The sequence below is a fragment of the Microbacterium sp. MDV22-iso44 genome (genome assembly GCF_058629135.1).
The window spans coordinates 13,591-39,415 of the sequence record NZ_JBZVWS010000003.1 but is presented as its reverse complement, the minus strand read 5'-3'; the positions used below and the strand labels follow the sequence as shown (position 1 = coordinate 39,415).

26 protein-coding genes are annotated in these 25,825 nt (G+C 68.3%); 13 read left to right on the top strand and 13 right to left on the bottom strand.

Translation table 11 applies throughout. The features are described from left to right. Positions 1-22 precede the first annotated feature (22 nt). Entirely contained in the window at positions 23-193 is a 171-nt protein-coding gene (locus tag AC4NN1_RS10375) for a CsbD family protein (RefSeq protein WP_018187735.1), read from the top strand. A gap of 73 nt (positions 194-266) precedes the next feature. On the opposite strand, the gene AC4NN1_RS10370 is transcribed toward AC4NN1_RS10375, so the two are convergent. Continuing rightward, entirely contained in the window at positions 267-902 is a 636-nt protein-coding gene (locus tag AC4NN1_RS10370) for a VanZ family protein (RefSeq protein ID WP_491955243.1), read from the bottom strand. A 196-nt stretch (positions 903-1,098) separates the two neighbouring features. On the opposite strand from AC4NN1_RS10370, the gene AC4NN1_RS10365 reads away from it, so the two are divergent. The 3 genes from AC4NN1_RS10365 to AC4NN1_RS10355 all read left to right on the top strand — a co-directional run bounded on the left by AC4NN1_RS10365 (position 1,099) and on the right by AC4NN1_RS10355 (position 3,456). Further along, the gene (locus AC4NN1_RS10365; RefSeq protein ID WP_491955242.1) at positions 1,099-1,653 is read left to right on the top strand and encodes a GNAT family N-acetyltransferase; all 555 of its coding nucleotides are present in this window, start codon (positions 1,099-1,101) and stop codon (positions 1,651-1,653) included. A gap of 92 nt (positions 1,654-1,745) precedes the next feature. After that, positions 1,746-2,129 carry a cytidine deaminase family protein gene (locus tag AC4NN1_RS10360; RefSeq protein WP_491955241.1) on the top strand — a complete coding sequence of 128 codons (384 nt, stop codon included), beginning with the start codon at positions 1,746-1,748 and terminating at the stop codon, positions 2,127-2,129. A gap of 40 nt (positions 2,130-2,169) precedes the next feature. Continuing rightward, positions 2,170-3,456: an MFS transporter gene (locus AC4NN1_RS10355; protein ID WP_491955240.1), complete on the top strand. Its 1,287-nt coding sequence runs from the start codon at positions 2,170-2,172 to the stop codon at positions 3,454-3,456. Here the strand turns inward: AC4NN1_RS10355 and AC4NN1_RS10350 are convergent. From AC4NN1_RS10350 to AC4NN1_RS10325, 6 genes are all read right to left on the bottom strand, one after another. Continuing rightward, the gene (locus AC4NN1_RS10350; RefSeq protein ID WP_491955239.1) at positions 3,453-3,965 is read right to left on the bottom strand and encodes a tetratricopeptide repeat protein; all 513 of its coding nucleotides are present in this window, start codon (positions 3,963-3,965) and stop codon (positions 3,453-3,455) included. The two genes, AC4NN1_RS10355 and AC4NN1_RS10350, sit on opposite strands and share 4 nt — an antisense overlap. Then, the gene (locus AC4NN1_RS10345; RefSeq protein ID WP_491955238.1) at positions 3,958-4,470 is read right to left on the bottom strand and encodes a GNAT family N-acetyltransferase; all 513 of its coding nucleotides are present in this window, start codon (positions 4,468-4,470) and stop codon (positions 3,958-3,960) included. Before AC4NN1_RS10345 ends, AC4NN1_RS10350 begins: the two co-directional genes overlap by 8 nt. A 262-nt stretch (positions 4,471-4,732) precedes the next feature. After that, positions 4,733-6,910: a heavy metal translocating P-type ATPase gene (locus AC4NN1_RS10340; protein WP_491955237.1), complete on the bottom strand. Its 2,178-nt coding sequence runs from the start codon at positions 6,908-6,910 to the stop codon at positions 4,733-4,735. Beyond that, positions 6,907-7,188 carry a heavy-metal-associated domain-containing protein gene (locus AC4NN1_RS10335; RefSeq protein WP_018187743.1) on the bottom strand — a complete coding sequence of 94 codons (282 nt, stop codon included), beginning with the start codon at positions 7,186-7,188 and terminating at the stop codon, positions 6,907-6,909. Before AC4NN1_RS10335 ends, AC4NN1_RS10340 begins: the two co-directional genes overlap by 4 nt. Positions 7,189-7,207: 19 nt before the next feature. Continuing rightward, on the bottom strand, positions 7,208-7,489 hold the full coding sequence (locus AC4NN1_RS10330; RefSeq protein WP_018187744.1) for a metal-sensitive transcriptional regulator: 282 nt from the start codon (positions 7,487-7,489) through the stop codon (positions 7,208-7,210). A gap of 46 nt (positions 7,490-7,535) precedes the next feature. Then, entirely contained in the window at positions 7,536-8,240 is a 705-nt protein-coding gene (locus AC4NN1_RS10325; protein WP_491955236.1) for a FadR/GntR family transcriptional regulator, read from the bottom strand. A gap of 138 nt (positions 8,241-8,378) precedes the next feature. On the opposite strand from AC4NN1_RS10325, the gene AC4NN1_RS10320 reads away from it, so the two are divergent. From AC4NN1_RS10320 to AC4NN1_RS10280, 9 genes are all read left to right on the top strand, one after another. Then, entirely contained in the window at positions 8,379-9,761 is a 1,383-nt protein-coding gene (locus AC4NN1_RS10320) for a GntP family permease (RefSeq protein ID WP_311858392.1), read from the top strand. Next, on the top strand, positions 9,754-10,521 hold the full coding sequence (locus AC4NN1_RS10315; protein WP_491955235.1) for an SDR family oxidoreductase: 768 nt from the start codon (positions 9,754-9,756) through the stop codon (positions 10,519-10,521). The genes AC4NN1_RS10320 and AC4NN1_RS10315 overlap by 8 nt, the downstream gene beginning before the upstream one ends. A 17-nt stretch (positions 10,522-10,538) precedes the next feature. Beyond that, entirely contained in the window at positions 10,539-11,561 is a 1,023-nt protein-coding gene (locus tag AC4NN1_RS10310) for an L-idonate 5-dehydrogenase (protein WP_491955234.1), read from the top strand. Next, positions 11,558-12,052, top strand: coding sequence for a gluconokinase (locus tag AC4NN1_RS10305; RefSeq protein ID WP_491955233.1), 495 nt, complete (start codon positions 11,558-11,560; stop codon positions 12,050-12,052). The genes AC4NN1_RS10310 and AC4NN1_RS10305 overlap by 4 nt, the downstream gene beginning before the upstream one ends. A 188-nt stretch (positions 12,053-12,240) precedes the next feature. Continuing rightward, on the top strand, positions 12,241-12,822 hold the full coding sequence (locus AC4NN1_RS10300) for a class I SAM-dependent methyltransferase (RefSeq protein WP_491955232.1): 582 nt from the start codon (positions 12,241-12,243) through the stop codon (positions 12,820-12,822). Between the two features lie 59 nt (positions 12,823-12,881). Beyond that, the gene (locus AC4NN1_RS10295) at positions 12,882-13,433 is read left to right on the top strand and encodes a MarR family winged helix-turn-helix transcriptional regulator (protein ID WP_311868484.1); all 552 of its coding nucleotides are present in this window, start codon (positions 12,882-12,884) and stop codon (positions 13,431-13,433) included. Continuing rightward, complete coding sequence (locus tag AC4NN1_RS10290) at positions 13,430-14,347, top strand: NmrA family NAD(P)-binding protein (protein ID WP_491955231.1); 918 nt, start codon at positions 13,430-13,432, stop codon at positions 14,345-14,347. Before AC4NN1_RS10295 ends, AC4NN1_RS10290 begins: the two co-directional genes overlap by 4 nt. A gap of 241 nt (positions 14,348-14,588) precedes the next feature. Then, the gene (locus AC4NN1_RS10285) at positions 14,589-15,476 is read left to right on the top strand and encodes a UbiA family prenyltransferase (protein WP_491955523.1); all 888 of its coding nucleotides are present in this window, start codon (positions 14,589-14,591) and stop codon (positions 15,474-15,476) included. Beyond that, entirely contained in the window at positions 15,473-16,861 is a 1,389-nt protein-coding gene (locus AC4NN1_RS10280; protein ID WP_491955230.1) for a phytoene desaturase family protein, read from the top strand. The genes AC4NN1_RS10285 and AC4NN1_RS10280 overlap by 4 nt, the downstream gene beginning before the upstream one ends. A gap of 6 nt (positions 16,862-16,867) precedes the next feature. On the opposite strand, the gene AC4NN1_RS10275 is transcribed toward AC4NN1_RS10280, so the two are convergent. From AC4NN1_RS10275 to AC4NN1_RS10250, 6 genes are all read right to left on the bottom strand, one after another. Then, entirely contained in the window at positions 16,868-17,440 is a 573-nt protein-coding gene (locus AC4NN1_RS10275; RefSeq protein ID WP_491955229.1) for a dihydrofolate reductase family protein, read from the bottom strand. Between the two features lie 25 nt (positions 17,441-17,465). After that, positions 17,466-18,092, bottom strand: a complete 627-nt coding sequence (locus AC4NN1_RS10270) for a hypothetical protein (RefSeq protein ID WP_491955228.1) — start codon at positions 18,090-18,092, stop codon at positions 17,466-17,468. Between the two features lie 47 nt (positions 18,093-18,139). Then, positions 18,140-20,101 (bottom strand): MDR family MFS transporter, encoded by a 1,962-nt coding sequence (locus AC4NN1_RS10265; RefSeq protein ID WP_491955522.1) that lies wholly within the window; start codon positions 20,099-20,101, stop codon positions 18,140-18,142. A 370-nt stretch (positions 20,102-20,471) separates the two neighbouring features. Beyond that, positions 20,472-20,918: a hypothetical protein gene (locus AC4NN1_RS10260; protein WP_491955227.1), complete on the bottom strand. Its 447-nt coding sequence runs from the start codon at positions 20,916-20,918 to the stop codon at positions 20,472-20,474. After that, a complete protein-coding gene (locus AC4NN1_RS10255; RefSeq protein WP_491955226.1) occupies positions 20,918-21,445 on the bottom strand; it encodes a hypothetical protein in 528 nt (175 codons plus the stop codon). The genes AC4NN1_RS10260 and AC4NN1_RS10255 overlap by 1 nt, the downstream gene beginning before the upstream one ends. A 182-nt stretch (positions 21,446-21,627) precedes the next feature. Further along, positions 21,628-25,797: an NACHT domain-containing protein gene (locus AC4NN1_RS10250; RefSeq protein ID WP_491955225.1), complete on the bottom strand. Its 4,170-nt coding sequence runs from the start codon at positions 25,795-25,797 to the stop codon at positions 21,628-21,630. Positions 25,798-25,825 lie beyond the last annotated feature (28 nt).

The following is a 25,825-nucleotide window of genomic DNA, read 5'->3' as shown; positions in this document are numbered from 1 at the left end:
CCCACGAACTGAGGAGTGTGCCATGGGTCTCGACGACAAGATCAAGAACGCTGCGCAGGACATCGCCGGCAAGGCGAAGGAAGCCCTGGGCGAGCACCGCAATGACGAGGACCTTCGCCGCGAGGGCGAAGCCGACCAGCGCGAAGCGAACCTCAAGAAGGCCGGCGAGAACGTCAAGGACGCGTTCAAGTAAGCCAGGTGGACTGAATGTGTGAAGGCCCCGCCGGCCAGCCGGTGGGGCCTTCACGTTTTCGCAGCCGCGGTGACTAAGAGGCGTCCGTTTTCGCAGGTGATCTCGAGGGCGTGGGTCCGCCGACACCGGGTGCGCCCAACGCTGAATCCGAAACCGGACTTTCGTGCCACCGGAACAGGCGAACGAGCGCGGACAATCCGGGGATCCGCAGAGCGACCAGGTAGACCCCGTACCCGACGACACCTCCGACGGTGTTCCACATCAGGTCGTTGACGTCGGCGATGTGACCGCCGGCGAAGAAGGCTTGCGCCGCGAGCTGCAGGAACTCGATCCCCAGGCTGATCGAGACGGCGATGAGCACAACTTTCGCCCAGGACGCGCGGCGCACGAGGAGCGGAATCAGAACTCCCAACGGTGCGAAGACCGCGATGTTCATGAGCGCGTCGTCGACCTCGTAGTCGTAGAAGGGCACCAGCGCGAGCTTCGGGGTCCACGGCTCACCGCTGTCAACCGGGATCAGGTAGATCGGGAAGATCGTGTTGGCGAAGATCCCGGCGGCGTAGACCGCGACGACGAGAGCTGTCACGGCGCGAGCCCATGTGAGCTTCTTCCGCCGCGCCAGCACGGCGATCAGCAGGACGAACAGTGCGACGCCGAGCGGAATCGCCACCGGCAGGACAGGAACTTCGCCGAACGGGTTTGTGGACACTCCGGGACTCTATCCGTGTCGAACGCGGGCTCCTGGCCGGCGTGCTGAGCGTGCGGCTGTGCACGGATGCAATGGATGCCGCGCGACACGCCGCGCCCCGGCATCCATCACCGGCGTGCCGCCCCTGCACTATTGCATCCGTCACCGGCGGGGCCGGAAGATCACCTCGACAGGCTGGCTTCGCGGGCTTCCGACCATGACCCCGGATGCCGCCTACTTGTACGTTGGTCAGGTGTCGCCACGCATCAGGTTCGCAACCACGGCGGACGCGACCTCGATCGAACGGATCGAGAACGACGCGGACCGTCTCCTGATCGACCGGCTCGAACCCGATGCATGGTCGCCGGCGCCCCCGAGTCCGGAGCGCATCACGGACCTGGGGTTCGTTCTCGTCGCGGAGGTCGACGAGGACGTCGTGGGCTTCGTGCACGTTCTGGAGATCGACGACGCGTGCCACCTGGAGCAGCTGTCCGTCAGTCCGGCGTTCGCGCGGCGGGGCCTGGGCCGGGCCCTGACGGAGGCCGCGAAGCGTCACGCCGGTGAACGCGGGCATTCGCGGATCACGCTCCGGACGTTTGCGGACGTGCCGTGGAACGCACCGTTCTACGCGACGGTGGGCTTCGCCGAGGAGGAGCCCTCGACCGCGTTCCACCGCTCCCTCGTCGAGGTCGAGGCACGCCTCGGACTCGACCGCTACGGGCGGCGCGTGCAGATGGGCACGACCCTCCGACCCGCCAGCGCCGTGCATTGAGCGGACGCCGCCGCCTAGGTCGACAAGGTGTGCGTCGTCCGAACCTGCGCACCAGCGATGACAAGACCCAGCGCACACTACAGTTGCCCTCCATGCGACCCTCTGAACCTGACCAACAGGTCATCGCCGCGGCTGAGGCCCGTGCCCGCACGCTGGGGGAGAACGCGAACCACACCGTCGCCGCCGCCGTGATCGACATCGACGGTCGCGTCCACGAGGCCGTGAACGTCTTCCACTTCACCGGCGGGCCCTGCGCAGAGTTGGTCGCTCTCGGCGTCGCGGCGACCGCTGGGGCACCGCGACTCCTCGCCATCGCTGCGGCCGGCGACGGTGGGCGCAGCCTGATCCCACCATGCGGCCGGTGCCGTCAGGTCCTGCTCGACCAGCACCCGGACATCCTGGTCGCCATCCCCACTGCCGACGGTCCCGTGATGCGGCCGGTCGGCGAACTGCTCCCGGATGCTTACTTCCGCTGACCGCGCATCACCCACCCACCCGCGCGGATAGGGTCGCACCATGCGCAACGCGGGCCCGCCGGGATCGTCCGGCGAAGGCCGAACCGAGGTCCTGCGCATCCCGGCATTCCGGCTCTTCTGGACGGCGACGACCATCCGCGGGTTCGGGTCGGCCATCGCGAACGTCGCGTTCCAAGTGCTCATCGTCACGGTGGTCGCGGCGACGCCGGCGCAGATCGGCATCCTGAACGCGCTGGGCGTCGCGCCGTACCTCTTTCTCGGGTTCATCATCGGAGCGCTGATGGATCGTTGGAACCGGCAGCGCACGCTGGTGCTGACGAGCATCGGCCGCGCGGTCGTCTTCGCGCTGATCCCGGTCCTGCTGCTGCTCGGCCACCTCGACTTCTGGTCGCTCGCGGCGATCATGCTCACGCTCGGAGTCCTGACCCTGTTCGCCCAGTCGGCGGAGCAGCCGTTCGTGCCGCAGATCGTCCCCCGGTCGTCCCTCGTGTCGGCGAACGCGAGACTCGGCCAGAGCGAGACCGTCGCGGGGACGGCGGGCCCTGCTGCCGGGGGCGCACTCCTCACCCTCCTCGGCGCGCCTCTCATCTTCGTGTTCGAGGCCGTCATCCATGCGGTGTCGGCCGTTCTCCAGTCCCGCATCCGGGTCACCGAGTCCGCGCCCGCTCCCCGCAGGGCGGGTCGTCACATCGGTCACGACATCGTCGAAGGCATGCGCTTCACGTACCGGCACAAAACGCTTCGCCCGCTGGCGCTGTCGGTGCACGTCTGGTTCCTCGGCAACAGCATCGTGGCGACCGTGTTCGCCGTCTTCGCGCTCCGAGAACTGGGGATGCCTGCCTGGGCCTACGGCATCGCGGTGGCTGTCGGCGGGGTCGGCGGCTTCCTCGGCGCGATCATCGCGCCCGCCGTCGGCGAGCGGATCGGAGCCGGGCGGGCGATCCTCGTCGGCCGCAGCCTGACGGTCGTGCCGTGGCTGCTCCTGGCGGTCGTCCCTCTCAGCAGCGCGACGACCATGACGGTGCTCCTCGTGATCGTGTCGATCGCGCAGTTCCTCTTCGGCCTGGCGATGGGCGTCGAGGATGCGAACGACATCTCGTATCGTCAGGCGATCGCGCCCGATGCGATCCAGGGCCGCATGAACGCGACGATCCGCACGACGAACCGCATCGTCTTCTTCTTCGGTGCCCTCGGCGCCGGGGTGCTCGCCACCTGGCTCGGGTATGCGGCCAGCCTCGGCGTCGCGGCCGCGGTCTTCGCCGTCGCTGCGTTGGTGATCGTGTTCTCGCCGCTGCGGAACGCGCGCCACGGCGAGGCCGGGGTCTAGCCGGCGGATTCTCCCGCGTCCAGGTCGCGCAGATAGGCGGCGTTGCCGCGGATCGCCGGCTTGTAGCGCTCGAGCTCGGGAGAGTCGACGTAGCTGGCGATCACATCGAGGAGCGATCCGAGCGCGGCGTGCACGTGCCCCGCCGCGTGCAGCGTGATCGCCTCGAAGACGGCGAGGGATGCGGCATCCGGGAACTCCGTCCGCGCTCCGGCGAAAAGTGCGAGGGACTCGTCGAAACGACCGAGGTTGCGCAGCGTGCTGCCGTACTGCAGGAGGCAACGGCGTCGGACATCTCCCTCGAGGCCAGCGGCGAGAGCCTGTTCGTAGAGCTCGGCAGCCGCCTCTTCCTGACCGGCCGTGTCGTGCGCACCGGCGTACTCGTAGAGCACCCCCGCGTCCGTCGGATGCTCGTCGTAAATGACTTTCAGAGCCGCCAGTGTCGGCGCCATGTCGTCGCGATCGCGTGCGGCCAGCAGTCGATCGAGCTCGGCGTACACGGCGTCAGTCATGGTCCGATCGTGTCACGGTGCCGAGGGCGCGTTCGAAGAACACGAGGTCCCCACGTCGGCCGACCTCGTGAAGCCCTGCTTTCTCGAGCACCCGGCGGGATGCCGCGTTCGTGCGTTCGGTGTCGGCCTTCGCGCGGAGCGCACCCCACTGCCCGGCGTGATGCAGGGCGAGCATGACCGCGGCCGATGCGAGCCCATACCCTCGTGCCGCGGGTATCAGGCCGTAGCCGAATTCGACCGCGCCGCTCGCATCGGGCGGCCCGAAGAACCCGAATCCGCCGACGGCGGCGCGGTCATCAGGGCGTCGGATCGCGTACATCGTGAACGGAGTCTCCGACAGTTCCGAGGCCGCCAGCGCGGCCAACGGGTCGAGTTCGTCGACGAACGGGTAGTCGGGATGCCAGTCGTCACCCGGTTGCTCGGTGCGATCGATGATCCGGCGGGCGATGTCAGGAGTGATCGGGGTGAGGAGGACGTGGCTGTTCGCGAGCATCAGCTCCATCATCGCTTGCACCTCCACGCGCTTCGGCGTCCGCCGATGCAAGAGATCCGAAGCGACACGCGGGTGATGGATGCCGGAGTGCGGCGTGTCGCTCGGCATCCACTGCATCGGTGAACATTTCCCTCGACGCTTCCCGCCCGCCACCCTGTCAACGAATGCAAGAGATCCGGGGCGACACCCCGGTGAGGGATGCCGCGGCCCGGCGTGTCGCGCTCGAACTATTGCATCCGCGAACGGGCGCGACGCCCGCGCGCCGAGCACACGCTCAGCCCCGCCCGACCCCCTGGAACCCGCGCAGACGCAGGCTGTTCGTCACCACGAACACGGATGACAGCGCCATGGCGGCCGCGGCGACGAGCGGGTTCAGCAGCGCCGCCATCGCGAGCGGGATCGCGGCGACGTTGTACGCGAACGCCCAGAACAGGTTGCCCTTGATGACGCCCAGGGTCCGCCGCGCGAGGCGCACCGCATCGGCGACGACGGTGAGGTCGCCCGAGACGACGGTGATGTCGGATGCCGCGATCGCCGCATCCGTTCCGCCGCCCATCGCGATGCCGAGGTCGGCAGCGGCGAGCGCCGCGGCGTCGTTGACGCCGTCACCGACCATCGCGACGACCCGGCCCTCACCCTGCAGGCGACGGATCGCGTCGAGCTTGCCCGCCGGAGTCACGCCGGCTTCGACGCGGGAGATCCCGACGTCGGCGGCTACCCGCGCTGCCGAGGAGGCCGTGTCGCCGGTCAACAGGATCGGCTCGAGCCCCAGCTCGCGGAACCGGGCGATCGCCGCGGCGCTCGAGTCCTTCACCGTGTCGGCCACGACGATCGCACCGAGGTATGCGCCGTCACGGGCGACCGCGACGACCGTCCCCTCGGGCAGATCCGCGGGCACGGCGACGGCCCACTGCTCGGCCAGCCACGACGGCCGGCCGGCGACGACGGCCGCGCTGTCGACGACACCCTGCACGCCGAACCCCGCGTGCGACTGGAACGACTCGACACGTCCGGCCGGCGATGCCGCGACGATCGCGCGGGCGACCGGGTGCTCCGACCCCGACTCCACTGCCGCAGCGACCGCAAGAAGCTCATCGCGGGACACGCCCGCAGGCAGCACTTCGGTGACGCTCATGCGTCCGGTCGTGACGGTGCCGGTCTTGTCGAGCACGATCGTGTCGACGGTGCGGGTCTGCTCGAGCACCTGAGGTCCGCGGATCAGGATGCCGAGCTGCGAGCCACGTCCGGTCCCCACCAGCAGGGCGGTCGGGGTCGCGAGTCCGAGCGCACACGGGCACGCGATGATGAGCGTCGCGACGGCGGCGGTGAAGGCGAGCTCCCACGGCGCACCGGCGATCGTCCAGCCGAGGAGGGCGGCGAGCGCGAGCCCGATCACGACGGGCACGAAGACCGCGGAGACCCGGTCGGCGAGGCGCTGCACTTGGGCCTTGCCGGTCTGGGCCTCTTCCATGAGCCGCCGCATCCGCGCCAGTTCAGTGTCGGCGCCGACGCGGGTGATCTGCACCTCGAGGCGCCCGCCGACGTTGATCGTCGCGCCGACGACGCGGGATCCTTCGGCGACCTCGACGGGCATCGACTCACCCGTGAGCATGCTCGCGTCGATGCTGCTGAGCCCTGCGGTGACGAGTCCGTCCGATGGGATCTTCTCGCCGGGTCGCACGACGACCGTGTCGCCGACGACGAGCTGTGAAACGGGAACGCGCGTCTCGACACCGTTCTGCAGTTTCGCGGCATCCGTCGCCCCGAGTTCGAGGAGCGCGCGGAGCGCCTCGGACGACGCCCGCTTCGCGCGGGCCTCGATGTAGCGGCCCGCGAGGATGAAGACCGTCACGAGCGCGGCGACCTCGAGGTAGATCTCGTGCCCGCCCGCCCGCGGCGCACCCACCAGCGTGAAGGTCATGGTCATGCCGGGCATGCCGGCGCCGCCGAAGAAGAGCGCGTAGAGCGACCAGCCGAACGAGGCGATCACTCCGAGGCTGATGAGGGTGTCCATCGTCGCCGCGCCGTGGCGCAGATTGACGGCGGCGGCCCGGTGGAACGGCCACGCGCCCCACACCGCGACGGGAGCGGCGAGGGTCAGCGCGAGCCACTGCCAGTTCTCGAACTGCAGCGGCGGGATCATCGACATCAGCGCAACGGGCAGCGACAGCGCGGCGCTGATCAGCAGCCGCTGGCGGAGCGGCTTCGTCTCGTCCTCGGGCTCGGCCGCTTCCGGCTCGGGCGTGGGTACGGTCGCGGCGTACCCCGCGGCCTCGACGGTCGCGATGAGCTGCGCCGTCTCGACACCCTCGGCACGGACGCGCGCCTTCTCGGTGGCGTAGTTGACGGATGCCTCGACGCCGGGGAGCTTGTTGAGTTTCCGCTCGATGCGGGTGGCGCACGAGGCGCAGGTCATCCCCGAGATGTCGAGCTCGACGTCGGTGGTGCTCACGCCGACACCCGGGTGTATCCGGCCTCCTCGATGGCGGCGGTCAGGGCGTCGTCGTCGAGGGGGGTCGCGCTGTGCACGGTGACGTGCGAGGTGCCGCCGGCGACGAGGTCGACGGACACGGCCTCGACGCCGTCGATCTCGGAGAGCTCTTCGCGGACGCTCGCGACGCAGTGCGCGCAGGTCATCCCGGTGACGAGGAGTTCTTCGTTGACAGCGGATGCCGGGGCTGCGGCGGACGCGGAGACGTCGGTGAGTCCGAGCTGGATGCGGTCGGTCATGGTGTTCTTCCTCCGGGTTTCAGGAGCGGACGAGACGCGCGATCGCGTCGTTCGCCTCGCGGATCTTGTCGGCGGCGACCTGGCCGCCTTCGGCACTCGCCTCGGCGACGCAGTGGCTGAGGTGGTCGGACAGCAGCGAGAGCGCGACGGTCTCGAGTGCCTTCGTCGCGGCGGACACCTGCGTGAGGATGTCGATGCAGTACTTGTCCTCGTCGACCATGCGCGCGATGCCGCGGACCTGGCCTTCGACGCGGCGCAGCCGCTTCTGCAGATCGTCCTTGTTCGCGTCGTATCCGTTCATGCTGGATACGGTACCCCCCTAGGGTATGCGCGTCAAGCGCCTTGAGTCAGACTTCCTCGACCTCGCCGGAGACGAGGGTCAGGTGCTCTCGGGCCGACGCCTCCGCGTCGGCACCGCGGCCGTCGCGGATCGCCTGGGCCGTCGCGAGGTGGGCCTCGAGGGTGCCGACGCGCGGCATCCCGGGCGTCAGACCTCGCACCGATCGGCCGCGCAGGATCTCGGCGATGGGGTCACCGAGCTTCTCGAACAGGGCGTTGCCAGAGGCCTTGAGGAGGAGCCGATGGTAGGCGATGTCGGCATCGAGATACTCGTCCGAGTCACCGAGCCCCTGACTTCCGAGGTCGCTGAGCAGCGTCGCCCACCGCACAAGCTCGTCGCGCTCGGCACCCCCCGCCCGTTCCGCCGCCAGCCGGGCGGCGACGGGTTCGACGGCGACGCGCAGGTCGGTCAGCTCGATCAGCACGTCGCGCCGACGCGGGCTGTCGAGCGACCACTCGATGATGTCCGCGTTGAGGATGTCCCACTCCGCCTGCGGACGGACGACGAGCCCGACGCGGCGACGCGAGGTGAGCAGCCCGTGCGCTTCGAGGACCCGGACCGCTTCGCGCACGACCGTCCGCGATGCGGTGAATGACTCCTCGAGACCGGCGAGGGTCAGCCCGGTTCCGGGCGGCAGCTCACCGCCGACGATCCTCCGGCCGAGGGTCTCGACGATGTGGGCGTGGGATGCGGTGGTGGCAGGCGTGGGCATCGGTGTCCTTCGTAGCGATGCTCACGCTACCGCGAAAAGTACGATCATTCGCTTGCGAAAGGTACTACTTATGTGGCACCGTGGGCTCGCTGCCGGGAATGGCCCCGGCACCGGGACGATTCACTGGAGAACACACCCATGGATGAGTGGACGCAAACACTCGGAGCGCTACCGCTCCTCCTGATCGCGGCCGGAGCGGTCGCCCTGATCCTCCTGCTCATCATCAAGGTGCGCCTGCACGCGTTCATCGTGCTGGTGCTGGTCTCGCTGCTCACGGCGCTGGCCACCGGCATCCCCGTCGGCAGCATCGGCAAGGTGCTGATCGACAGCTTCAGTTCCACGGTGGGCACGGTCGCGCTCCTCGTCGGTTTCGGAGCGATGCTCGGCGCCCTCATCGAGAGCTCGGGTGGCGCCCGCGTGCTCGCCGAGAAGATGGTCTCGGTCTTCGGCGAGAAGCGCGCCGCGATCGCCCTCAGCGTCGCGTCGCTCCTCATGGGCTTCCCGATGTTCTTCGACGCCGGCCTCGTCGTCATGCTGCCGATCATCTTCGCGGTGGCCCGGCGCATCGGCGGCAAGCACATGCTGCTCTACGGCATCTCGGCCGCCGCCGCCTTCTCGGTCATGCACGTCTTCGTGCCGCCGCACCCCGGCCCCATCACGGCCAGCGAGACTTACGGCGCCAACCTCGGCCTCGTCCTTCTCATCGGCCTCGTCGTCGCGATCCCCACCTGGTACCTCAGTGGTTACCTCTGGGCGCGCTTCATCGACCGCCGCATCCCGCTCGCCATCCCGCGCCTGTTCGGCGAGGACGTCGAGCCCACGAACCCGCCGACGGCCGGCACCGTCATCGGCGTCATCGCCATCCCGCTGGTCCTGATCCTCCTCAACACCGGCTCCGCCGCGCTCGTCTCGTCCGGAGCCGTCGACGGCACCGCCGTCTGGGTGCAGGCGCTCGGCCTCATCGGAACGAGCCAGGTCGCCCTGCTCATCGCGGTGCTCGTCGCCCTGTTCGTCCTCGGCACCCGCCGCGGGGTCGGCGGCAGCGCTCTGGACAAGATCGTCGAGTCCTCGCTGGGGCCGATCTGCTCGGTCGTCCTCATCACCGGCGCCGGCGGCATGTTCGGCGGAGTCCTTCGCGCCTCGGGCATCGGCGACGCGCTCTCGGACTCTCTCGCCTCGATCGGTGTGCCGGTCATCTTCGCCGCCTACATCATCGCCGTCCTCCTCCGCGTGGCGCAGGGTTCGGCCACGGTTGCCCTCGTCACCGCCGCGGGCCTCGTCGCCCCGGCCGTGGTCTCCGGCGGCTTCAACCCGCTGCAGGTCGCCTGCATCGTGCTCGCCACCGCCGCCGGCTCGGTCTTCGCCGGTCACGTCAACGACTCGGGCTTCTGGCTCGTCGGTCGCCTCATGGGCATGGACGTCAAGACGACGCTCAAGACGTGGACCGTGCAGCAGGCCATCGAATCGGTCGTCGGTTTCCTCATCGTGCTCGGCATCTTCGGCGCGGTGTCCCTTGTCTGACGTCTTCGACCTCACCGGCCGCCTGGCCCTCGTGACGGGATCGTCGCGAGGGCTCGGCCAGAGCCTGGCCGTCGGTCTCGCCGAGGCGGGCGCCCGCGTCATCGTGCATGGCCGCGACGCCGAGGCGGCCGGCCGCAGCGCCGACGCGATCGCCGAGCGCACCGGCGTCCGTCCTGAAACGACCCTGTTCGACGTGACGGATGCCGCGGCTGTCGAGACGGCGATCGGTGAGCTCGTCGAGCGGGTCGGGACACCCGACATCCTCGTCAACAACGCCGGTATCCAGCGACGGGCGCCCTTCGCGGAGTTCCCCGTCGCGGACTGGGATGCCGTCATCTCGAGCAACCTGTCGAGCGCGTTCTACGTGTCGCGCTTCGTCGCGCCCGGCATGATCGCGCGCGGCTCGGGCAAGATCATCAACATCGCCTCCGTCCAGTCGCTGCTCGGGCGTCAGACCATCGCGCCGTACGCCGCGAGCAAAGGCGGTATCGCTCAGCTCAGTCGCGGGATGGCCGCGGATCTGGCGCGCCACGGCATCCAGGTCAACACGCTGTCGCCGGGGTACTTCGCCACCGAGATGAACGCGGCGCTCGTCGCGGACGCGGACTTCTCGGACTGGGTCGCCCAGCGCACCCCGGCCGGCCGCTGGGGTGACGTCGCGGAGCTGCGCGGACCGCTCGTGTTCCTGGCCTCGGCGGCGAGCGACTTCGTGAACGGCCAGAACCTGTTCGTCGACGGCGGCATGACCGCGGTCGTCTGATCCGAGGAGAGACACACATGGACGCAGTCGTCATCGGCGGCAAGCTCGACCTCACGGTGGCGGATCGTCCCGTCCCCGAGCCCGACGCGGGGCAGGTCCGCGTGCGGGTGGGATACGTGGGCATCTGCGGATCCGACCTGCATTACTACTCCGAGGGCGCGAACGGCGCGTTCGTGGTGACGGAGCCGCTCGTTCCCGGGCACGAGCTGTCGGGCTGGGTCGACCTCGACCCCGACGGCCGCTTCGCACCCGGCACGGCGGTGACGGTGCATCCTGCCCGCTTCGGTCCCGAGGGGCCCATTCCCGTCGAGCCGCACCTGCGTCCCGGCGGCAGCTACCTCGGCAGCGCCGCGACGACCCCGCACACGCAGGGCGCGATGAGCGAGTACCTGGTGGTGGATGCCGGCATGATCCGGACCCTGCCCGCCGACCTGCCCGTGCGCCGCGCCGTCCTGGCCGAGCCGCTCGCCGTCGCCCTGCACGGCGCCGGCCGCGCCGGCTCCCTCGCCGGTGCGCGCGTGCTCGTGTGCGGCGCCGGTCCGATCGGGCTCCTCGCCGTCGTCGCCGCGCAGGAGGCGGGAGCGGCGAGCGTCGAGATCATCGACCTGCTGCCCGAGCCGCTGGAGCGCGCACGGGCGCTCGGGGCCGACGGCGTCTGGCGCGTCGGCCAGGATGAGATCCCGTCCGACACGTATGACGTCGTCCTCGAGTGCTCCGGTGCCGCACCCGCGGTGTCGTCCGCGATCGCCGCCGTGCGCCGTCGAGGCACCATCGTGCAGATCGGGATGCTGCCGAACCAGCCGGTCGGCGTGAACATCGCCCCGCTCATCTCCAAGGAGGCGACGCTCACGGGCGCCTTCCGCTTCCTCGACGAGATCGACGAGGCGATCGAGGTCCTGCGGCGTCGCCCCGAGATCGAGGCCGTCATCACCCACGAGTTCCGCCCCGACGCGGCCGTCGACGCGTTCGAGACCGCACGGCGCTCCGCCGAGAGCAGCAAGGTCGTCGTCGCTATGAACTCTGCGAAGGTGGAATCGTGAGCACTGCACCGCGCGTCGTCGTCATGGGTCCGAGCGGATCGGGCAAGACCGCCGTCGGCGCGGCGCTCGCTGTCGACCTCGGCGTGGACTTCGTCGATGCGGACGATCTGCACCCCGCTGCCAACGTCGAGAAGATGGAAGCGGGTCACCCGCTCGACGATGACAATCGCGCGCCCTGGCTCGACATCGTCGGACAGACCCTCGCCGAGGCGCCGGGCCTCGTCGTCGCATGCTCCGCCCTCGCGCGGCGCTACCGCGACCGGATCCGCGCCGCTGCGCCCGACGTGCGCTTCGTCGAGTTGGTCGTCTCGCCCGAGGAGCTGGACCGTCGGATGCGGTCGCGTCAGCACTTCATGCCGCCGGCGCTCCTGGCCTCGCAGCTCGCGACCCTCGAGCACCTCGGGGCGGACGAACCGGGCGTCGCGGTCGAGAACGTCGGGCGCATCCTCGACGTCGCGCGCCGCGCCCGCATCGCGCTCGACGTCGCCTAGGGGCGCCCCCGGGGGCATCCCGTTCCCCTGTCACAACACGCCGCCCGCCCGCGCACTTCGCGACAGACGAGGGGGTGCCGCGCGGTCGCGCCCGCTTCTCCTGTCACAACACGCCGCGCGCCCGCGCACTTCGTGACAGGCGAGCGGATGCTGCGCCCGAGAGCCGCGCACCGCGCGAGAATGGCCTGATGGCGGAGGCGAGCGACTGGCAGCAGTACTACTCCGCTGCGGCGGGCCGGGCGCCACGACCGCACCTCATCGCGGCTCTCGAACACGTGACCCGCGTAGGGACGGCGATCGACCTCGGTGCCGGGGACGGCGTCGACTCGCGATTCCTCCTTGATCGGGGCTGGAAGGTCGTGTCCGTCGACGCGACACCCGGACTGCGGGAGCGCATCGCGGCACGTGCGGACGCATCACCGCGTCTCGATACGCGGGATGCGTCGTTCGAGCATCTCGCCGAGTTGCCGGATGCCGATCTCGTCCTCGCAAGCTATTCGCTTCCGTTCGCTCGCGCGACCGAATTCGCCCACATCTGGACGCTGATCACTGCGGCGCTTTGCCCGGGTGGCGTCTTCGCGGGTCAGCTCTTCGGACATCGCAACGATTGGGCTGCGCACGACGACGTGCTCACACACTCGGCGAGCGAGGTTGCGGACCTTCTTGCGCAATGGCAGATCGTCGAACTCAGCGAACGCGAGAGGGACGGCCCGTCGGGTCGGGGGCCGAAGCACTGGCACGTCTTCGACATCATCTCCCGTCGCCTCTGATTCAGTCGATCGCAAGATCGTATTTGCAGAAGACGATCTTGCACATGTACGGTTGCGACGTGATCGAGACAGAATCATCCGAGATCGACTGGGATGCCGGCGGCATCGAGACCGAGCTGGGCTGGGCCCTGCCCCTCACCTTCCAGACGTTCACGCGCCTGGGGACCGAAGCGGTGAGCGCGATGCCGCAGGGTCCGCGCGGGTATCAGGTGCTGGTCGCGATCACGACCGAGGAACCCTCGTCGCAGCTGCAGCTGGCCCAGCGCCTCGGGATCGACAAGACGCAGATGACGTACCTGCTCGACGCGCTCGAAGCGGAGGGCCTCGTCTCGCGCAGGCCGGCGCCGACCGATCGACGCGTGCGCCACGTCCATCCGACCGACGCGGGCCGCGCCACCCTCGACACCGCGCGTGCACAGCTCCGCCAGGCGGAGGACCGCCTGCTCGGCACGCTCGACCCCGATGAGCGCGCGACGCTCCGGACCCTCCTCGCCCGTGTCGCCGTCGCCGCCGACGCGGCGCGCACCGACCCGGACTTCGAACACCCCGTCGCCGCGCCCGAGCGCTCGCGCCGTGGAACCTCCACCCCCACAGACAGGACCCCCTCGTGACCACCACCGTTCTCGTCGCCGGCGCAACCGGCGACATCGGCAGCCGCATCTCCCGCGAGCTCCTCTCGCACGACGTCCGACTCCGGGTGCTGACCCGTCCGGGCAGCTCGGCCGCGGCAGAGCTATTCGGCGACGACGCACGGGTCGAGATCATGACCGCCGACTACGCGGACCACGACGCGCTCGTGGCCGCGGCATCCGATGTCGACGTCGTCGTCTCGGCGCTCAGCGGCATCCGGCCGGTCATCGTCGACGCGCAGCGCGCACTCCTCGCCGCAGCGGTCGCGGCCGGGGTGCCCCGCTTCCTCCCGTCGGACTACTCCGCCGACTACCGGCGCCTCACCCCGGGGACCAACCGCAACCTCGAGCTGCGCCGCGAGTTCGCCGCGGACCTCGACGCGGCGCCGATCCAGGCGACGTCGGTGCTGAACGGCATGTTCACCGAACTGCTCGCCGGTCAGGCACCGATGATCCTCCGCGATCGCAAACGCGTGCTGTTCTGGTCGTCGGCCGACCAGGTGCTCGACGTCACCACGAAGGACGACACCGCTCGGACCGTCGCCCTGGTCGCCCTCGATGCGGACGCCCCTCGCGTCGTCGAGGTCGCCGGCGACCGGATCACCGCCCGCCAGGTGGCGGAGCTCGCCTCCGAGTTCAGTGGCGAGACGTTCAAACTGCAGTGGGCGGGCACGACGAGGACGCTCTCGGCGATGGCCGCGGTGGGACGACGCCTCTCGCGCGACCCCGACGAGACGTTCCCCGCCTGGCAGGGGATGCAGTACTTCGTGAGCATGTTCAGCGGCGAGGGCGAACTGCGCCACGTGGACAACGAGCGCTACGGACGTCAGACCTGGACGACGGCCCGCGACATCCTGAAGCCCTGGCTCACGGGCACGGGAGCCCCCGCAGCCTGACCCCCGCTCCACGCGGCATCCCGCGCTCCCCTGTCACAACACGCCGCGTGCCTCCGCACATCGCGACAGGGCAGCGAGCGCCGCGCCCCTGACCCCCGCTCCCCTGTCACAACACGCCGCGCGCCTTCGCACGTCGCGACAGGCGAGCAACCCCGGCGCAAGAGCCGCCGGTGCGGCACCCCCGCCGCATACAATCGCGGGACACGGTCGTCCGCGCCGTCGCCACCCGAGGAGTCCCGCCATCGACCATCAGCCCGCCCCGACTCGCCGCGCCTCGGCCTGGTCGACGCTCGGCCGTCTGGTCCACATCTCGCGCCCGGTCCTCTGGATCAACACGATCGGCACCGGTGTTCTCGGCATGTGGCTCACGGGGCAATTGCTGGATGCCGCGGCGATCCCGCTCCTCATCTGGTTGACCCTGCCGTTCAATCTGCTGATCTACGGCGTGAACGACATCTTCGACCAGGAGACCGACGCGCTGAACCCGCGGAAGGGCTCGATCGAGGGCGCTCGGATCGAGCCGCGCGAGGTGCGGCTGATCGTCTGGGCCGTCGCGATCACGAATGTGCCGTTCCTCGTCTGGTTCCTCATCGCCTACCCGCCCGCGGCCGTCGGGCTGATCCTCCTCTACACGCTGGTCTTCGTCTTCTACTCGGCGCCCCCGCTGCGGTTCAAGCAGCGGCCGTTCCTCGATTCCCTCAGCAACGCCGCCTACGGCCTGCCCCTGCTGATCGTCCCGGTCGCGCTCGGCGAGCCGCCGCTGTGGCCCGCCGTCATCGGCCTCCTCGCATGGAGCGTCGCGAAGCACGCCTACGACGCGGTGCAGGACATCGACGAGGATCGCGAGGCCGGCATCCGGACGACTGCCGTGCTTCTCGGGCCTCGCGGCACGGCGGTGTGGAGCGGATTCTGGTGGCTGGCGTCCACCGTCCTGTTCGCCCCCGTCAGCATCCCGGTCGCAGCTCTCAACCTCGCGATCGCGGGCGTCCTCGTCGTGTGGATGCTGCTGCGCCCCACCCCCGCGACCGGGCGTCGCCTGTACCCGGTGTCGATCGCCTTCCCCTACGTCGCCGGCTCGGTCGCGAGCGGGCTGCAGCTGACGAAGATGTTCTTCGAGGTGTACGGATGAGCCGCATCGTCGTCATCGGGGCAGGTCTCGGGGGGCTGGCGGCATCCGCTCTGCTCGCCCGTGCCGGACACGACGTCACCCTGCTGGAGCGGGCGGCGACGGTCGGCGGCAAGAGCCGCCGGCTCGAGGTCGACGGCGAGCGCATCGACTCGGGTCCGTCGCTCGTGACGTTCCCCGGCGTGTGGCACGAGCTGTGCGCACGCCTCGGCACGGACCCCCGCGCGATCGAGCTGGAGCGGCTCCCCGAGGTCGGCCGCTATTACTACGACGGCGAGGAGGTCACCCTCCCCGTGCCGCCGGAGCACCCCTGGTACCCGGCGTGGAAGCGGTTCAGCGACGAGCACGCGCCCCTCGCCGACGACGTGACCGCGCTCCTCGTCGCCGATCCGCTCGACCGACGGTCGCTCCCGGCGCTGCGCCGGCTGCTCGCGGTCTACGGACCGCGGCTGAGCACCCGCTCGTACCTCGACAGCCTCACGTGGATGCCCAACGGCCTCCGCGAGATCATCGCCATCCACACGCTCAACGCCGGCGTCCCGCCCGAGCGCACGCCCGCGCTCTACGCGAGCATGCCGGCCGTCATGGCGGCATCCGGTGTGTGGGTTCCCCGCGGCGGCGTGTACGAGATCCCGCTCGCCCTGGAGCGCATGGCGGATGCCGCGGGCGTCGACATCCGCACCGGCGAGATCGTGACCCGCATCGAGCGTGGACGGGTGACGACGGCGGGCGGCTCGTTCGCGGCCGACATCGTCGTGAGCGCGCTCGACGCGGACCGGGTGAATGACCTGCTCGGCGGGCGGCGGCGCACCCCGGGCGCCCTGTCGTGCTCCGCGGTGGCGATCTACGGCGCGCTCCGCGAGCCGCTGCCCGAGCGGATCGCCGCGCACAGCGTCATCCTCCCCACGAAGCCCGACGCCCTGCACCGCAGCCTCGCCGCGGGCGATGAGCCCGCCGACACGATGGCGTTCGTCAACCTCTACCGCGCCGGTCAGGTCTACCCGAACGATCGGAGCACGCTCGCCGTGCTGCTGACCGCGCCGGCCGACGGGTCGGGGTACAGCCTCGAGCGCCCGTTCGTGCGGCGCGAGGTCGAACGGATCTCCCGCACGATGGGCCTCGACGAGCTGCTCACCGATTCGATGACGGATGCCGCGGTCCTCGACCCCGCCTACTTCGGTACCTTCGGCGAGCGCCACGGCGCCCTGTACGGAGCGGCGCGGCCGCTCTGGATGAGCGGTCCGTTCCACCAGCCCGCGCACCACGACCTCCGGCGGCCGTGGTTGTGGCGGGTCGGCGCCGCGGTGCACCCGGGCGGCGGCATTCCGGCCGTGCTCGGCGGAGCGATGATGGTGGCCGAGAAGCTGCTCCGGCGGCATCCCGCCTGACCCTCGTCAGCCCGCGCGGCGCGCGTACTCCTCGATCGCGACACCCGAGGCGAACTCGCGCACGCGCGTCCGCGTGAAGGGGTACTCCGCGGGGGCGGCCTCACCGAACAAGCGGATGCCGGAGCCCAGAGCCACCGGGTGGCGCTTCAGCACGAGGCGGTCGATTTCGGGCAGCAGGGCTCCGGCGAGCTCACCCCCACCGCAGAGCCAGATGTCGGCGCCGTCCTCCTGCTTGAGGGACCGGACGGTCGCCACTGGATCGTTCGTCAGGGTGACCGACGGATCGACCTCGCGCTCCCGACGGCTGGCGACCACTTGCCGGAGGTGCGGGTACGGGCTCGTGATCCCGGCATCCAATGCGGGAATCAGGGTGTTCCAGCCCATGATCACGGTGTCGAACGTCGTGTTCGTGGGGTGGATGCCGACCGCCCGTTGCACGTGCCCGGGCAGGGCGTCGGCGTACTCGCCGAAGATGACGGCGTTGTGGTCGCCGTCGATGAGGAAGGCGTCGTACCCGCCGTTCTCGTCGGCGATGCAGCCGTCGATGCTCACGGCGACGTAGTAGACGAGGTTGCGCATGATGTCTCCTTCGGGGGTCTGCGTGTCAGAGCCAGAGCAGGATGGCGATGGCGAGGATGAGGCCGAGCATGAGCGAGGTCGTCCACGCGGTGGCAGCGGCCAGGGTCCACGCTTCGCGCTCCTGCAGTACGAGGCGGCGCGGGTCACCCGCAGGCAGCTTCTTCGCCGCGCGGTGCGTGTAGACGACGACCGGCGTCGCGAGGATGGCCACCAGGATGAGGCTGAGCAGCTGGATGACGAGACCGCTCTCGCGCCGACCGATCGCGAGGGCCTCCCACGCGGCGGCGAGCGTGCTCGCCGTCTCGCGCGGTCCACAGAGGGCCACGAGCGCGACGGCACCCACCATGACGACGAGCGCACGGAGGGCTCGCTCGCCCCGCGCCGCCGCCGCAATCACCGGACCCGCGCCGGTCGTCTTCGAGAACCCTCGCCGTGCAGCGCGGAGCGAGAGGGGCCAGAGGACGACGCCGACGACAGCGGCGATGATCCACGCGAAGACCTGCTCCGGCGAGATCTGCACCCCGAGGTTCTCGGCGAGAAGGATGCCGCCGATCCACGCGCCGATCCCGACCGGAACCCCGACGCCCACCGCGAGGACCACGATCACGATCTGCACGGCCGGCGACGGGGTGCGGTCGCCTCGCGAGCTCATCCCCCCACTCTAGGAACTCGAGTGGGGCTCGCGGCATCCCGCCGGCGTCAGCCGAGCGCGATCGGCTCGGGCTGACGCTCGGCGTCGGCTGACTCCTGCAGCGCCGACTTCTGACGCAGCGGCGGAGTGCGGAAGAACAGCGTCAGGACGAACGCGATCAGGGCGACGCCCATGGCCACCCAGTACACGCTCACCGTCGACTGGTTGAACGACACCAGAAGCGGCTTCGTCAGGCGCGGGTCGGCACCGTTGAGGAACGAGGTGTCGTCCATCGTGCTGTCGTCGAAGGACGAGCCGGACGAGTTCGACATCCCGTCGATGATCTGCGGGACCGCCTGGTCGACGAAGGCGCGGCGGGCAGCGGCATCCGTGAAGTCCAGCGTCACCGTGCCGTCGGCCGCCACCTTCGCGACGGGCAGCTGCTCGGTGATCTTCGCCCCCGCCTGCGCGATGGCCTGCTGTTCGGCTTGGGCGGTGGCCTCCTGTTGGGCGGCGGCGGGGATCGCCCCGGATGCGACCTGCTGAGCGACCGCGTCGGCAGCCGCGGCCTTCGCCTCGTCGACGCCCTTCTGCGCGCCGTCGAGGGCGCCGTCCGAGAGCTGGCCCACGAAGGGGTCATAAACCTTCGACATGATGCCGGCGTTGGCCGGTGCGCTCGCGACCGTCGGGTCGAGGGCGGCGTCGAGGGCGTCGGAGAGTGACTGCTGATCCTTGAAGTTGGTCTGCAGGTTCAGTGGCACGAGCGTGAACAGCAGCGACAGCAGCACGGCCGTGCCGAGCGTGCCACCGATTTGACGGAAGAAGGTCGACCCCGAGGTTGCGACGCCGATGTCCCGCGGACCGACGGAGTTCTGCGAGGCGATCGTGAGGGTCTGCATGAGCTGGCCGAGGCCGAGACCGATGAGGAGCATCGCGCCGGCGAGGTGCCAGTACGAGGAGTCGTACCGGACGAAGGTCAGCGTGAGGAAGCCCAGCACCATGAAGGCGGTGCCGATGGTCGGGAAGATCCGGTAGTGGCCCGTGCGGGCGATGATCTGACCGCTGACGATCGACGAGATCATGAGTCCCAGGATCATCGGCAGCAGCTGGATGCCGCTCTCGGTGGGCGTCGAGCCGAGCACGAGCTGCAGGTAGAGCGGCAGCGTGAGCATCGCGCCGAACATCGCGAAGCCGACGAAGACGCCGATGATCGTCGCCATCGAGAACGTCGACGACCGGAAGAGCTTCAGCGGGATGAGCGCGTCATCCTTCATGCCGCGCTCGATCAGGATGAAGGCGACGATGCCGATCACACCGACGACGTAGCAGGCGATGGCGATGGGCGAGGTCCAGCCCCATTCGCGGCCCTGCTCCGCGATGAGCAGCAGCGGAACGAGCGCGATGATGACCGCGGCCGCACCGAACCAGTCGATGCGCACCGCCCCGTGCGGGTGCCGCGGGATGTGCAGGAACCGCAGGACGACCGCCAACGCGACGAGGCCGATCGGCACGTTGATCAGGAAGACCCAGCGCCAGCCGGCGATGAAGAGAATCTCACCCGAGCCGGCGAACAGGCCGCCGACGAGGGGACCGATCACCGAGGAGATGCCGAAGACGGCCAGGAAGTAGCCCTGATACTTGGCTCGCTCGCGGGGGGCGAGGATGTCGCCCATGATCGCCAGCGGCATCGACATGAGACCACCGGCGCCGAGACCCTGGATCGCGCGGAAGGCGGAGAGCTCGATCATCGAGGTCGAGAAGCTCGCGGCGACCGAGCCGACGATGAAGATCGCGATGGCGATGATGAAGAGGGGCCGGCGTCCGAAGATGTCGGAGAGCTTGCCGTAGATGGGCGTCGAGATCGTCGACACGATCAGGTACGCAGTCGTCACCCAGGCCTGCTGGCTGAGGCCGTTGAGGTCGTCGCCGATCGTGCGGATCGCGGTGCCGACGACGGTCTGGTCGAGCGCAGACAGGAACATACCCGCCATGAGCCCGAAGATGACGAACAGGATCTGGCGGTGGGTCATCACCGGGGTGCTTCGGGTGGTCGGGCTCGACACGGCAGCAGTGGTCACGGTTCCTCGGAGGGGTGAAGGCCGATAAGGATGCCGCGCGACGGGTCATGCGCGACGGGGGGCCAGCAGTGGCCGGCAGAACAAGTTGTGTTTGGTCAACCATAAGCGCGTCGACCGCGCCCGTATTCCCTTTTCTTCGTTCTCCGCTTTCGTCTGCCTGCTCGCGCGGGGCTGTCGGATCCCGATACACGTTGCGCAGAGCAGCAGATGTTTCGCCCTAGTTTGCGTGAAATCCGGGCAGGTCTGACCGCAATAGATTTCGGATTCCCACCGACGGCCGACGGTGGGACGACCGAAATCTGTCCAGGTGATCTCCGACGATCTACGCGCAGTAGGGACAGTGCCCGGTCGCGGGCAATTGGAGCCCGCAAGTTGGGCAGGGGGACGGCTTTCGCTCCTGGCGACTCGCGCGGCTGACACCGCCAGAGCGGATGCGGTGCTCTGGATGCGCGACGCCCCACAACTTCTTGCTGCGCCCACTAGGCCAGCGATCCACATCGCCCACGGCATCGACGATCTCGTCTTCGCTGGTGAAGCCGTTCGTCCAACCGTGATGAACCTGGATCGCAAACTTGCTGTCCCGACGGACGGCTTTTATGTAGCGTCCCCGGTCGTAGTAGCCCTCGACGTTGAACCTCGAGAGCAATCGTCGGATGAAATCACGATTCTCCATCGGAGTGCGCTGATCCGCGAACGCCGCGTCCAGCGACGCGTACCGGCCAGCCCCCGAGTTCGTGTCCGGCTCATCGATGTACTCGTGCACGTCCATCAGCTCGCCTCCGCGCGAACCTCACGCCACCGTTTGGCCTGCTCCTCGCTGATGGCCCAATAGGCCTGATCATACGAGTGCCCGAGCCGCCGGCCGCTTCGGACAGCTAGCGGCCATCCAGGGTTGTCGGGGTAGTGAGTTGCTAAGTGCCGCGTGATCTTGCGAGGTGCATCGCGCCACTCGTTGATGGTCATGCCCGTCATCGCGGCGACCTCTTGGGTCGAGAGGTATTCCCCCACGCGTTCCGTGCAGGCATCCATTGCACGTGCCCAGCGCTGCGCAGTCACCGCTTCGCTCCGCGCCAAGCGGCGGAGGTCCTCGATGCTCCATGCGACGAGTTCAGCAACGCCCGCCTTGGCATAGCTCAGTGCAGTGCTGGTGTTCGCGCTCTCCTCACTCGATAGGGCAGCGACGACTGGCGGGAAGGCGAGTTCCTCACCGCGCTCTCGGGTGCGGCTCGCCACGATGGCGGCGAGCTCCAGGTAGTCGGCTTCTGGCACCAGAAGAGGAATCCAGTTGACGGGCATGAATGCTCCTTAGCAATCCGTTTGTCTATCCATAGGTTCCACGAAGCGGCCCGGTTAGACAAAGGGATAGACAGTGAGGAGGTGAAGGAAAGTGAAGCTCTAAGCTAGAAGCTAGGTCGCCCGGTACCCGCTACGTCGCCCAAACACCCTCACGGCGCGCGCCGTGGTCGCGCGCTTACCGGTTATGCGGTGCGAGCTTCGGTGTGATTCCATCCCGGCTTTGCAGTCCGCAAGTCCTCACCAGGAGTCCAGCTGTGGACCTGTGATCGAGTGTGTCGACCGGGGTAGTTCGAGCTGTCGCCTATCCCGCCGTATACCTCCTTGCCACTGTTCTCGACGAGGACGAGCGACATTCGCTCCGCTGTCAACCACCGTGCGAGCCAGTCAGTGTCCATCAAGAGTTCGTTCTGGCCCCTTCCGACGTGGCGAACGGTTGCGACTTGGAGTCCGGCTTCATCAACCCAGCCGTTGTGGCCGTTCCAACGTAGCCCTCCGGGCGCCGATCCAAATAGTTCGGGTGCGGGGACGTCGAGCGAGATCGTCTTCAGGTCGTCGGGGGCATATTCATGCTCGCCGAGAAAGTCCCACGTGGCGCGTCGCGAAACGACACTCAGGGGCTCGGTCCATTCATGACGAACGAGGTGGAGCCACGGCTCGTGATGATGGCCGTAGGGGAAGTCGCCGACGTACCCGTCGTACACGTAGGTGCTCTCAGCAACGGGGCTACCGACCAGGTCGCGTTGCTGGAGTTCGTCGATGACTGTAGCCAGATCATCAGTAGAGACGAGGTGCGAGTAGACGCTGGTCGAGATGCGACGTTGACGGGATGACGACTCATCCTCATGGAGCCAGGTGTAGGCGCCGGAGAGCACCAGATGCGGCCGTCCATCCAGGATCGGTGCATCGACTGCGATGCGAGGGAAGTCCGTCCCCTTGGCGATCCAGTCCGCCTCCGCTGCCTCCATGGCCGGTCGCCATTCGTACTCGGGGACCCACGGTCGCGGTCTGTCCGGGTTCACGTCGAACTCCACGACCGTGGGGTCCATCTGCGTAGTGAGACGCGTCTGCGGACCCGGAACGGGTGTCTCCGGTGGGTCCCAGGACTCGCGCGTTGCCGGAATGTGGTCAGCGACGACTCCCGCGAGGTGATTGAGCGCGATCCATTGGTACTTCTTGCCGATGCGCTCGATCCATGCAGGCGTTGAACGACCATCGCCGAACTCATTGATGACGTAGATGTCGAACGAGCGGTGCAGCCCTGGTTCGTATCCGATTCGGATCGCCTCAAGGACCACCCATCGAGCAGCCGCATCGAGGTCGATACCGGGTCGGTCCCTGAGCACGGGGCTCAACTGGTACGTGAAGAAGTCGTCACCCGTGGTGGAGTGAACAAGCTTCGGGTAGTCGTTCCGGTCGAGCGCTGCAACCTCTTGTTCAGTCGGCCACTCAAGCGGCCAGCTACTTGCATAGGGTGGCCGAAACTGCTCCGGTGTGAGCCCCGCGGGTAGCGAACCCCGATGGTTGGCAGCCTCGAGCAGGCTACGCGCCACATCCCGAACACTGGCATTCCGCGTGACCTGGCCAGCCGCGAAAATTCTCTGTGAAGCAACCTCAGCGGCCGCAGTCCAGTCTTCGTAAGCGCCGTTTGCAAGCAGAGCGGCGTAGGCGACGGCGCACGCGCGCTCAACAATCCATTCGTCATCCACAGCGGTGAACCGTTCAAGGGACCCGGCCACTTGATCGGTGTGCCTTGTCAGAAGGCGAACCGCTGCGATCGACGCGGTGTCGCGTACTCGACGATCCGTTGCGGACGTGCACCAGAGAAGTGCTGTAACCCAGAGTCTTGCCGTTTCGTCGCCAACCCGTTCGAGGGGCTTCTCTCGCGCCCACCGGATCAGGCGATCGACGGAGCCGCCGGTCTCATGCGTACCGTGGAACCAACGCGCAAGTACAGCATCGCGTACCGCCATGCGCTTGCTGGTGAGAACCTCGTGGAGGAAGTCTGCGTTGAGCGGATGTTGGGGGCGGACGGCGAGCCGGAAGAGTAGCGCGAGTGTGTCGGAGACGGTCCGGGAGCTGCGGAGTGCGTCCAGCACGATGTCGCGTGTTGCGGTGTCGATGGAGGTGTCGTTACGCCATGCGGTGCCGGCCACAACGGCTGCCGCAATGGCGTCGTCATCATCGATCACCGACCGGAACTCGGCTAGTTCGATCCCAAACCGCTCAGAGATCACGACCGAGGTAGCTTCCAACAAGCCGAGGTCGATTGTGGAACCCAACCCGACGATCCTGCCCAGTCGACTCTTGAGCTCGGCCTCAATGCCAGCCGCGTCTTGCACCTGTGAAAGCGCGTCGCTGACGATGAGATGCTGGCCGATGCGCTCGAAAGTGATCGCAATAATGTCGCGGCCGTAGGTCGTGCCGTCGGGAACTACGTCCTCTTCGAGGAGGCCCTGTGCAATCAACGCGTCAAGTAGCGACTTCTCCGCGGAACGGTCGGGCCAAATTGGAGCGACCACAGCCTGTGCCTGACTGCGTGTCAGCCATGGGTCAGGTCCGCCGTCAACGATCGCGGAGGCCAGCGCGTGCATCGCCGAGTGCACCACTCGGTCCGCACGCGGCGCATCAATGCGGTCACTGACAACTTCGTTTGCGTTGTTGAGGATCATGGCAGTCAGCTCGCCGAGACCCATGGCGGCGTGTTCGAGCCCAAGTCGACCTTCCCGCAGGAGGGCTTCGCACACTAGGCGCAAGTACAGCGGATTGTCGAACTCGCCGTGAATGGGGGGCGAGGCAGGAGGTTCGAGCCCGTAGAAGTCGGCGTACTCAGTGATCGCCTCAAACTCGACGCCTTCGAATCCTGTGTGCTCGAACCTCTCCAGCGTCATGCCTGTCGGGAGGACCTGGGAGACGTAGTGTGTCCGCGCTGTCACCAGAATGCGAATACCCGGGTACCTTTCCGCAGCAGATACGAGGCGATCGAGGTTGTCTCGCCAGGTCGACCGTGGACGCGTATCGTTCAGCGCGTCGATGACGACGAGCGTCGTGGCCCCCGCAATGATGGCGGCTTCGTCGAGGAGGCCAAGGGCTTCATCCCCGGTGAGGTCGCGGGGCATGTGCAGGAGGTCGCGGAGCTGAAGGAGGGGGTCGTGATCATTGAACCAACGCCCATGCAAGACGAGGCTTGGCCGGGCCTGATTCAGGCGGCGCGCTACCGCATCGATCGCAACGAATGTCTTGCCGACCCCTGCGGCTCCAGTCATGAGCGCGGCTTGGCAGCTCGCGAGTCTTCCAAGCGGGCCAACAAGAGCTTCGGTGGTGGCGCTCAGCGCGGCATCCAGATCGCGCAACGCGTCAACCGCGGCGGCGGGAAAGGAAACTCCATACTCGGCTTGGTACTGACGCCAGCGTTTGGAGTCCCAACGAGTCTCAGGATATCGGGCATCCATTGCGGCGACCTCAATGGACTCCTGCTCCCGAACCGCGGCGACAGACGCGTCAAGCGCACCTGCAAGAGCCTCGAGATCTTGCGTGCGTCGCCGACCCTGCCAGGCGGCTAGGGTGTCGTTCACCGGGCCTGCTGCGTCGAGAGCCGCGTCCATGTTGGCTGCCAGGGCGAGATTCTTGGCTGTACCGACAGCGCGGGACGCTTCATCGATCCTTGAAACGTGGCCTTCGACGATCGCCCACCAGTCGTCGTCGGAACAGAGCGCGCTGATTGCCAAATGCGCGGGAACCTCGACGTTCAATTCGGGGATGTATCGGGGTCTTGCCGCGGTAACAGAGCTGGCGAGTCGGTCCGCCCACCACTGGTCCGCCAAAATGTCCGCATCAAACCAGTAGCGGCGCTGAAGTCCCGTCGAGTCCAGCCGTTCGAGGCGGCTAATGAGGTTCGTTGACCACTCAAGCTCGAACTCCACGCTCATGTTTCGGGCGCTGGCTTTAGCCCTCCACCCGTCGAGCCAACCGTCCCTATCGGTGATCTTTTCAAGGAGAGACTTGCCTTGGCCGCCGGTGGGACCGGTGGGGTCAGTCGGAATGGCGATTGTGTACTTGGTGAGCGATGGATGCTGAGCGAGCGCAGCATCAACCGACTTGTCAAGCTGACGCTTGCTTACATCACCGTGATCTGTCCAGTACTTCGCCTGCCAGCCGTGCTCGCTTCCATCACCCAGCGTCCAATAGCACTCGACACCACCGTCGCCTCCAGCTCCATTCAACGAGACGAACCTGGCATCTTCGGCCGGTGGCTCTTGGCCTGCTAGCCGGCACACGAACTGCTCGAAACCATCCCGCTGCCCCCCGGGACCCATCGAACGAATTCGTGCGAAGTCAATATCTGGAATGTTCACGATGCCGTCCTCGACCTGGCGTCAACGT

Excerpts from the sequence above, each read along its gene's own strand:
- AC4NN1_RS10375 (WP_018187735.1), top strand. The coding sequence starts at position 23 with ATGGGTCTCGACGACAAGATCAAGAACGCTGCGCAGGACATCGCCGGC.
- AC4NN1_RS10365 (WP_491955242.1), top strand. The coding sequence starts at position 1,099 with ATGACCCCGGATGCCGCCTACTTGTACGTTGGTCAGGTGTCGCCACGC.
- AC4NN1_RS10360 (WP_491955241.1), top strand. The coding sequence starts at position 1,746 with ATGCGACCCTCTGAACCTGACCAACAGGTCATCGCCGCGGCTGAGGCC.
- AC4NN1_RS10355 (WP_491955240.1), top strand. The coding sequence starts at position 2,170 with ATGCGCAACGCGGGCCCGCCGGGATCGTCCGGCGAAGGCCGAACCGAG.
- AC4NN1_RS10350 (WP_491955239.1), bottom strand. The coding sequence starts at position 3,965 with ATGACTGACGCCGTGTACGCCGAGCTCGATCGACTGCTGGCCGCACGC.
- AC4NN1_RS10345 (WP_491955238.1), bottom strand. The coding sequence starts at position 4,470 with ATGATGGAGCTGATGCTCGCGAACAGCCACGTCCTCCTCACCCCGATC.
- AC4NN1_RS10335 (WP_018187743.1), bottom strand. The coding sequence starts at position 7,188 with ATGACCGACCGCATCCAGCTCGGACTCACCGACGTCTCCGCGTCCGCC.
- AC4NN1_RS10330 (WP_018187744.1), bottom strand. The coding sequence starts at position 7,489 with ATGAACGGATACGACGCGAACAAGGACGATCTGCAGAAGCGGCTGCGC.
- AC4NN1_RS10325 (WP_491955236.1), bottom strand. The coding sequence starts at position 8,240 with ATGCCCACGCCTGCCACCACCGCATCCCACGCCCACATCGTCGAGACC.
- AC4NN1_RS10320 (WP_311858392.1), top strand. The coding sequence starts at position 8,379 with ATGGATGAGTGGACGCAAACACTCGGAGCGCTACCGCTCCTCCTGATC.
- AC4NN1_RS10310 (WP_491955234.1), top strand. The coding sequence starts at position 10,539 with ATGGACGCAGTCGTCATCGGCGGCAAGCTCGACCTCACGGTGGCGGAT.
- AC4NN1_RS10300 (WP_491955232.1), top strand. The coding sequence starts at position 12,241 with ATGGCGGAGGCGAGCGACTGGCAGCAGTACTACTCCGCTGCGGCGGGC.
- AC4NN1_RS10280 (WP_491955230.1), top strand. The coding sequence starts at position 15,473 with ATGAGCCGCATCGTCGTCATCGGGGCAGGTCTCGGGGGGCTGGCGGCA.
- AC4NN1_RS10275 (WP_491955229.1), bottom strand. The coding sequence starts at position 17,440 with ATGCGCAACCTCGTCTACTACGTCGCCGTGAGCATCGACGGCTGCATC.
- AC4NN1_RS10270 (WP_491955228.1), bottom strand. The coding sequence starts at position 18,092 with ATGAGCTCGCGAGGCGACCGCACCCCGTCGCCGGCCGTGCAGATCGTG.
- AC4NN1_RS10265 (WP_491955522.1), bottom strand. The coding sequence starts at position 20,101 with ATGACCCACCGCCAGATCCTGTTCGTCATCTTCGGGCTCATGGCGGGT.
- AC4NN1_RS10260 (WP_491955227.1), bottom strand. The coding sequence starts at position 20,918 with ATGGACGTGCACGAGTACATCGATGAGCCGGACACGAACTCGGGGGCT.
- AC4NN1_RS10255 (WP_491955226.1), bottom strand. The coding sequence starts at position 21,445 with ATGCCCGTCAACTGGATTCCTCTTCTGGTGCCAGAAGCCGACTACCTG.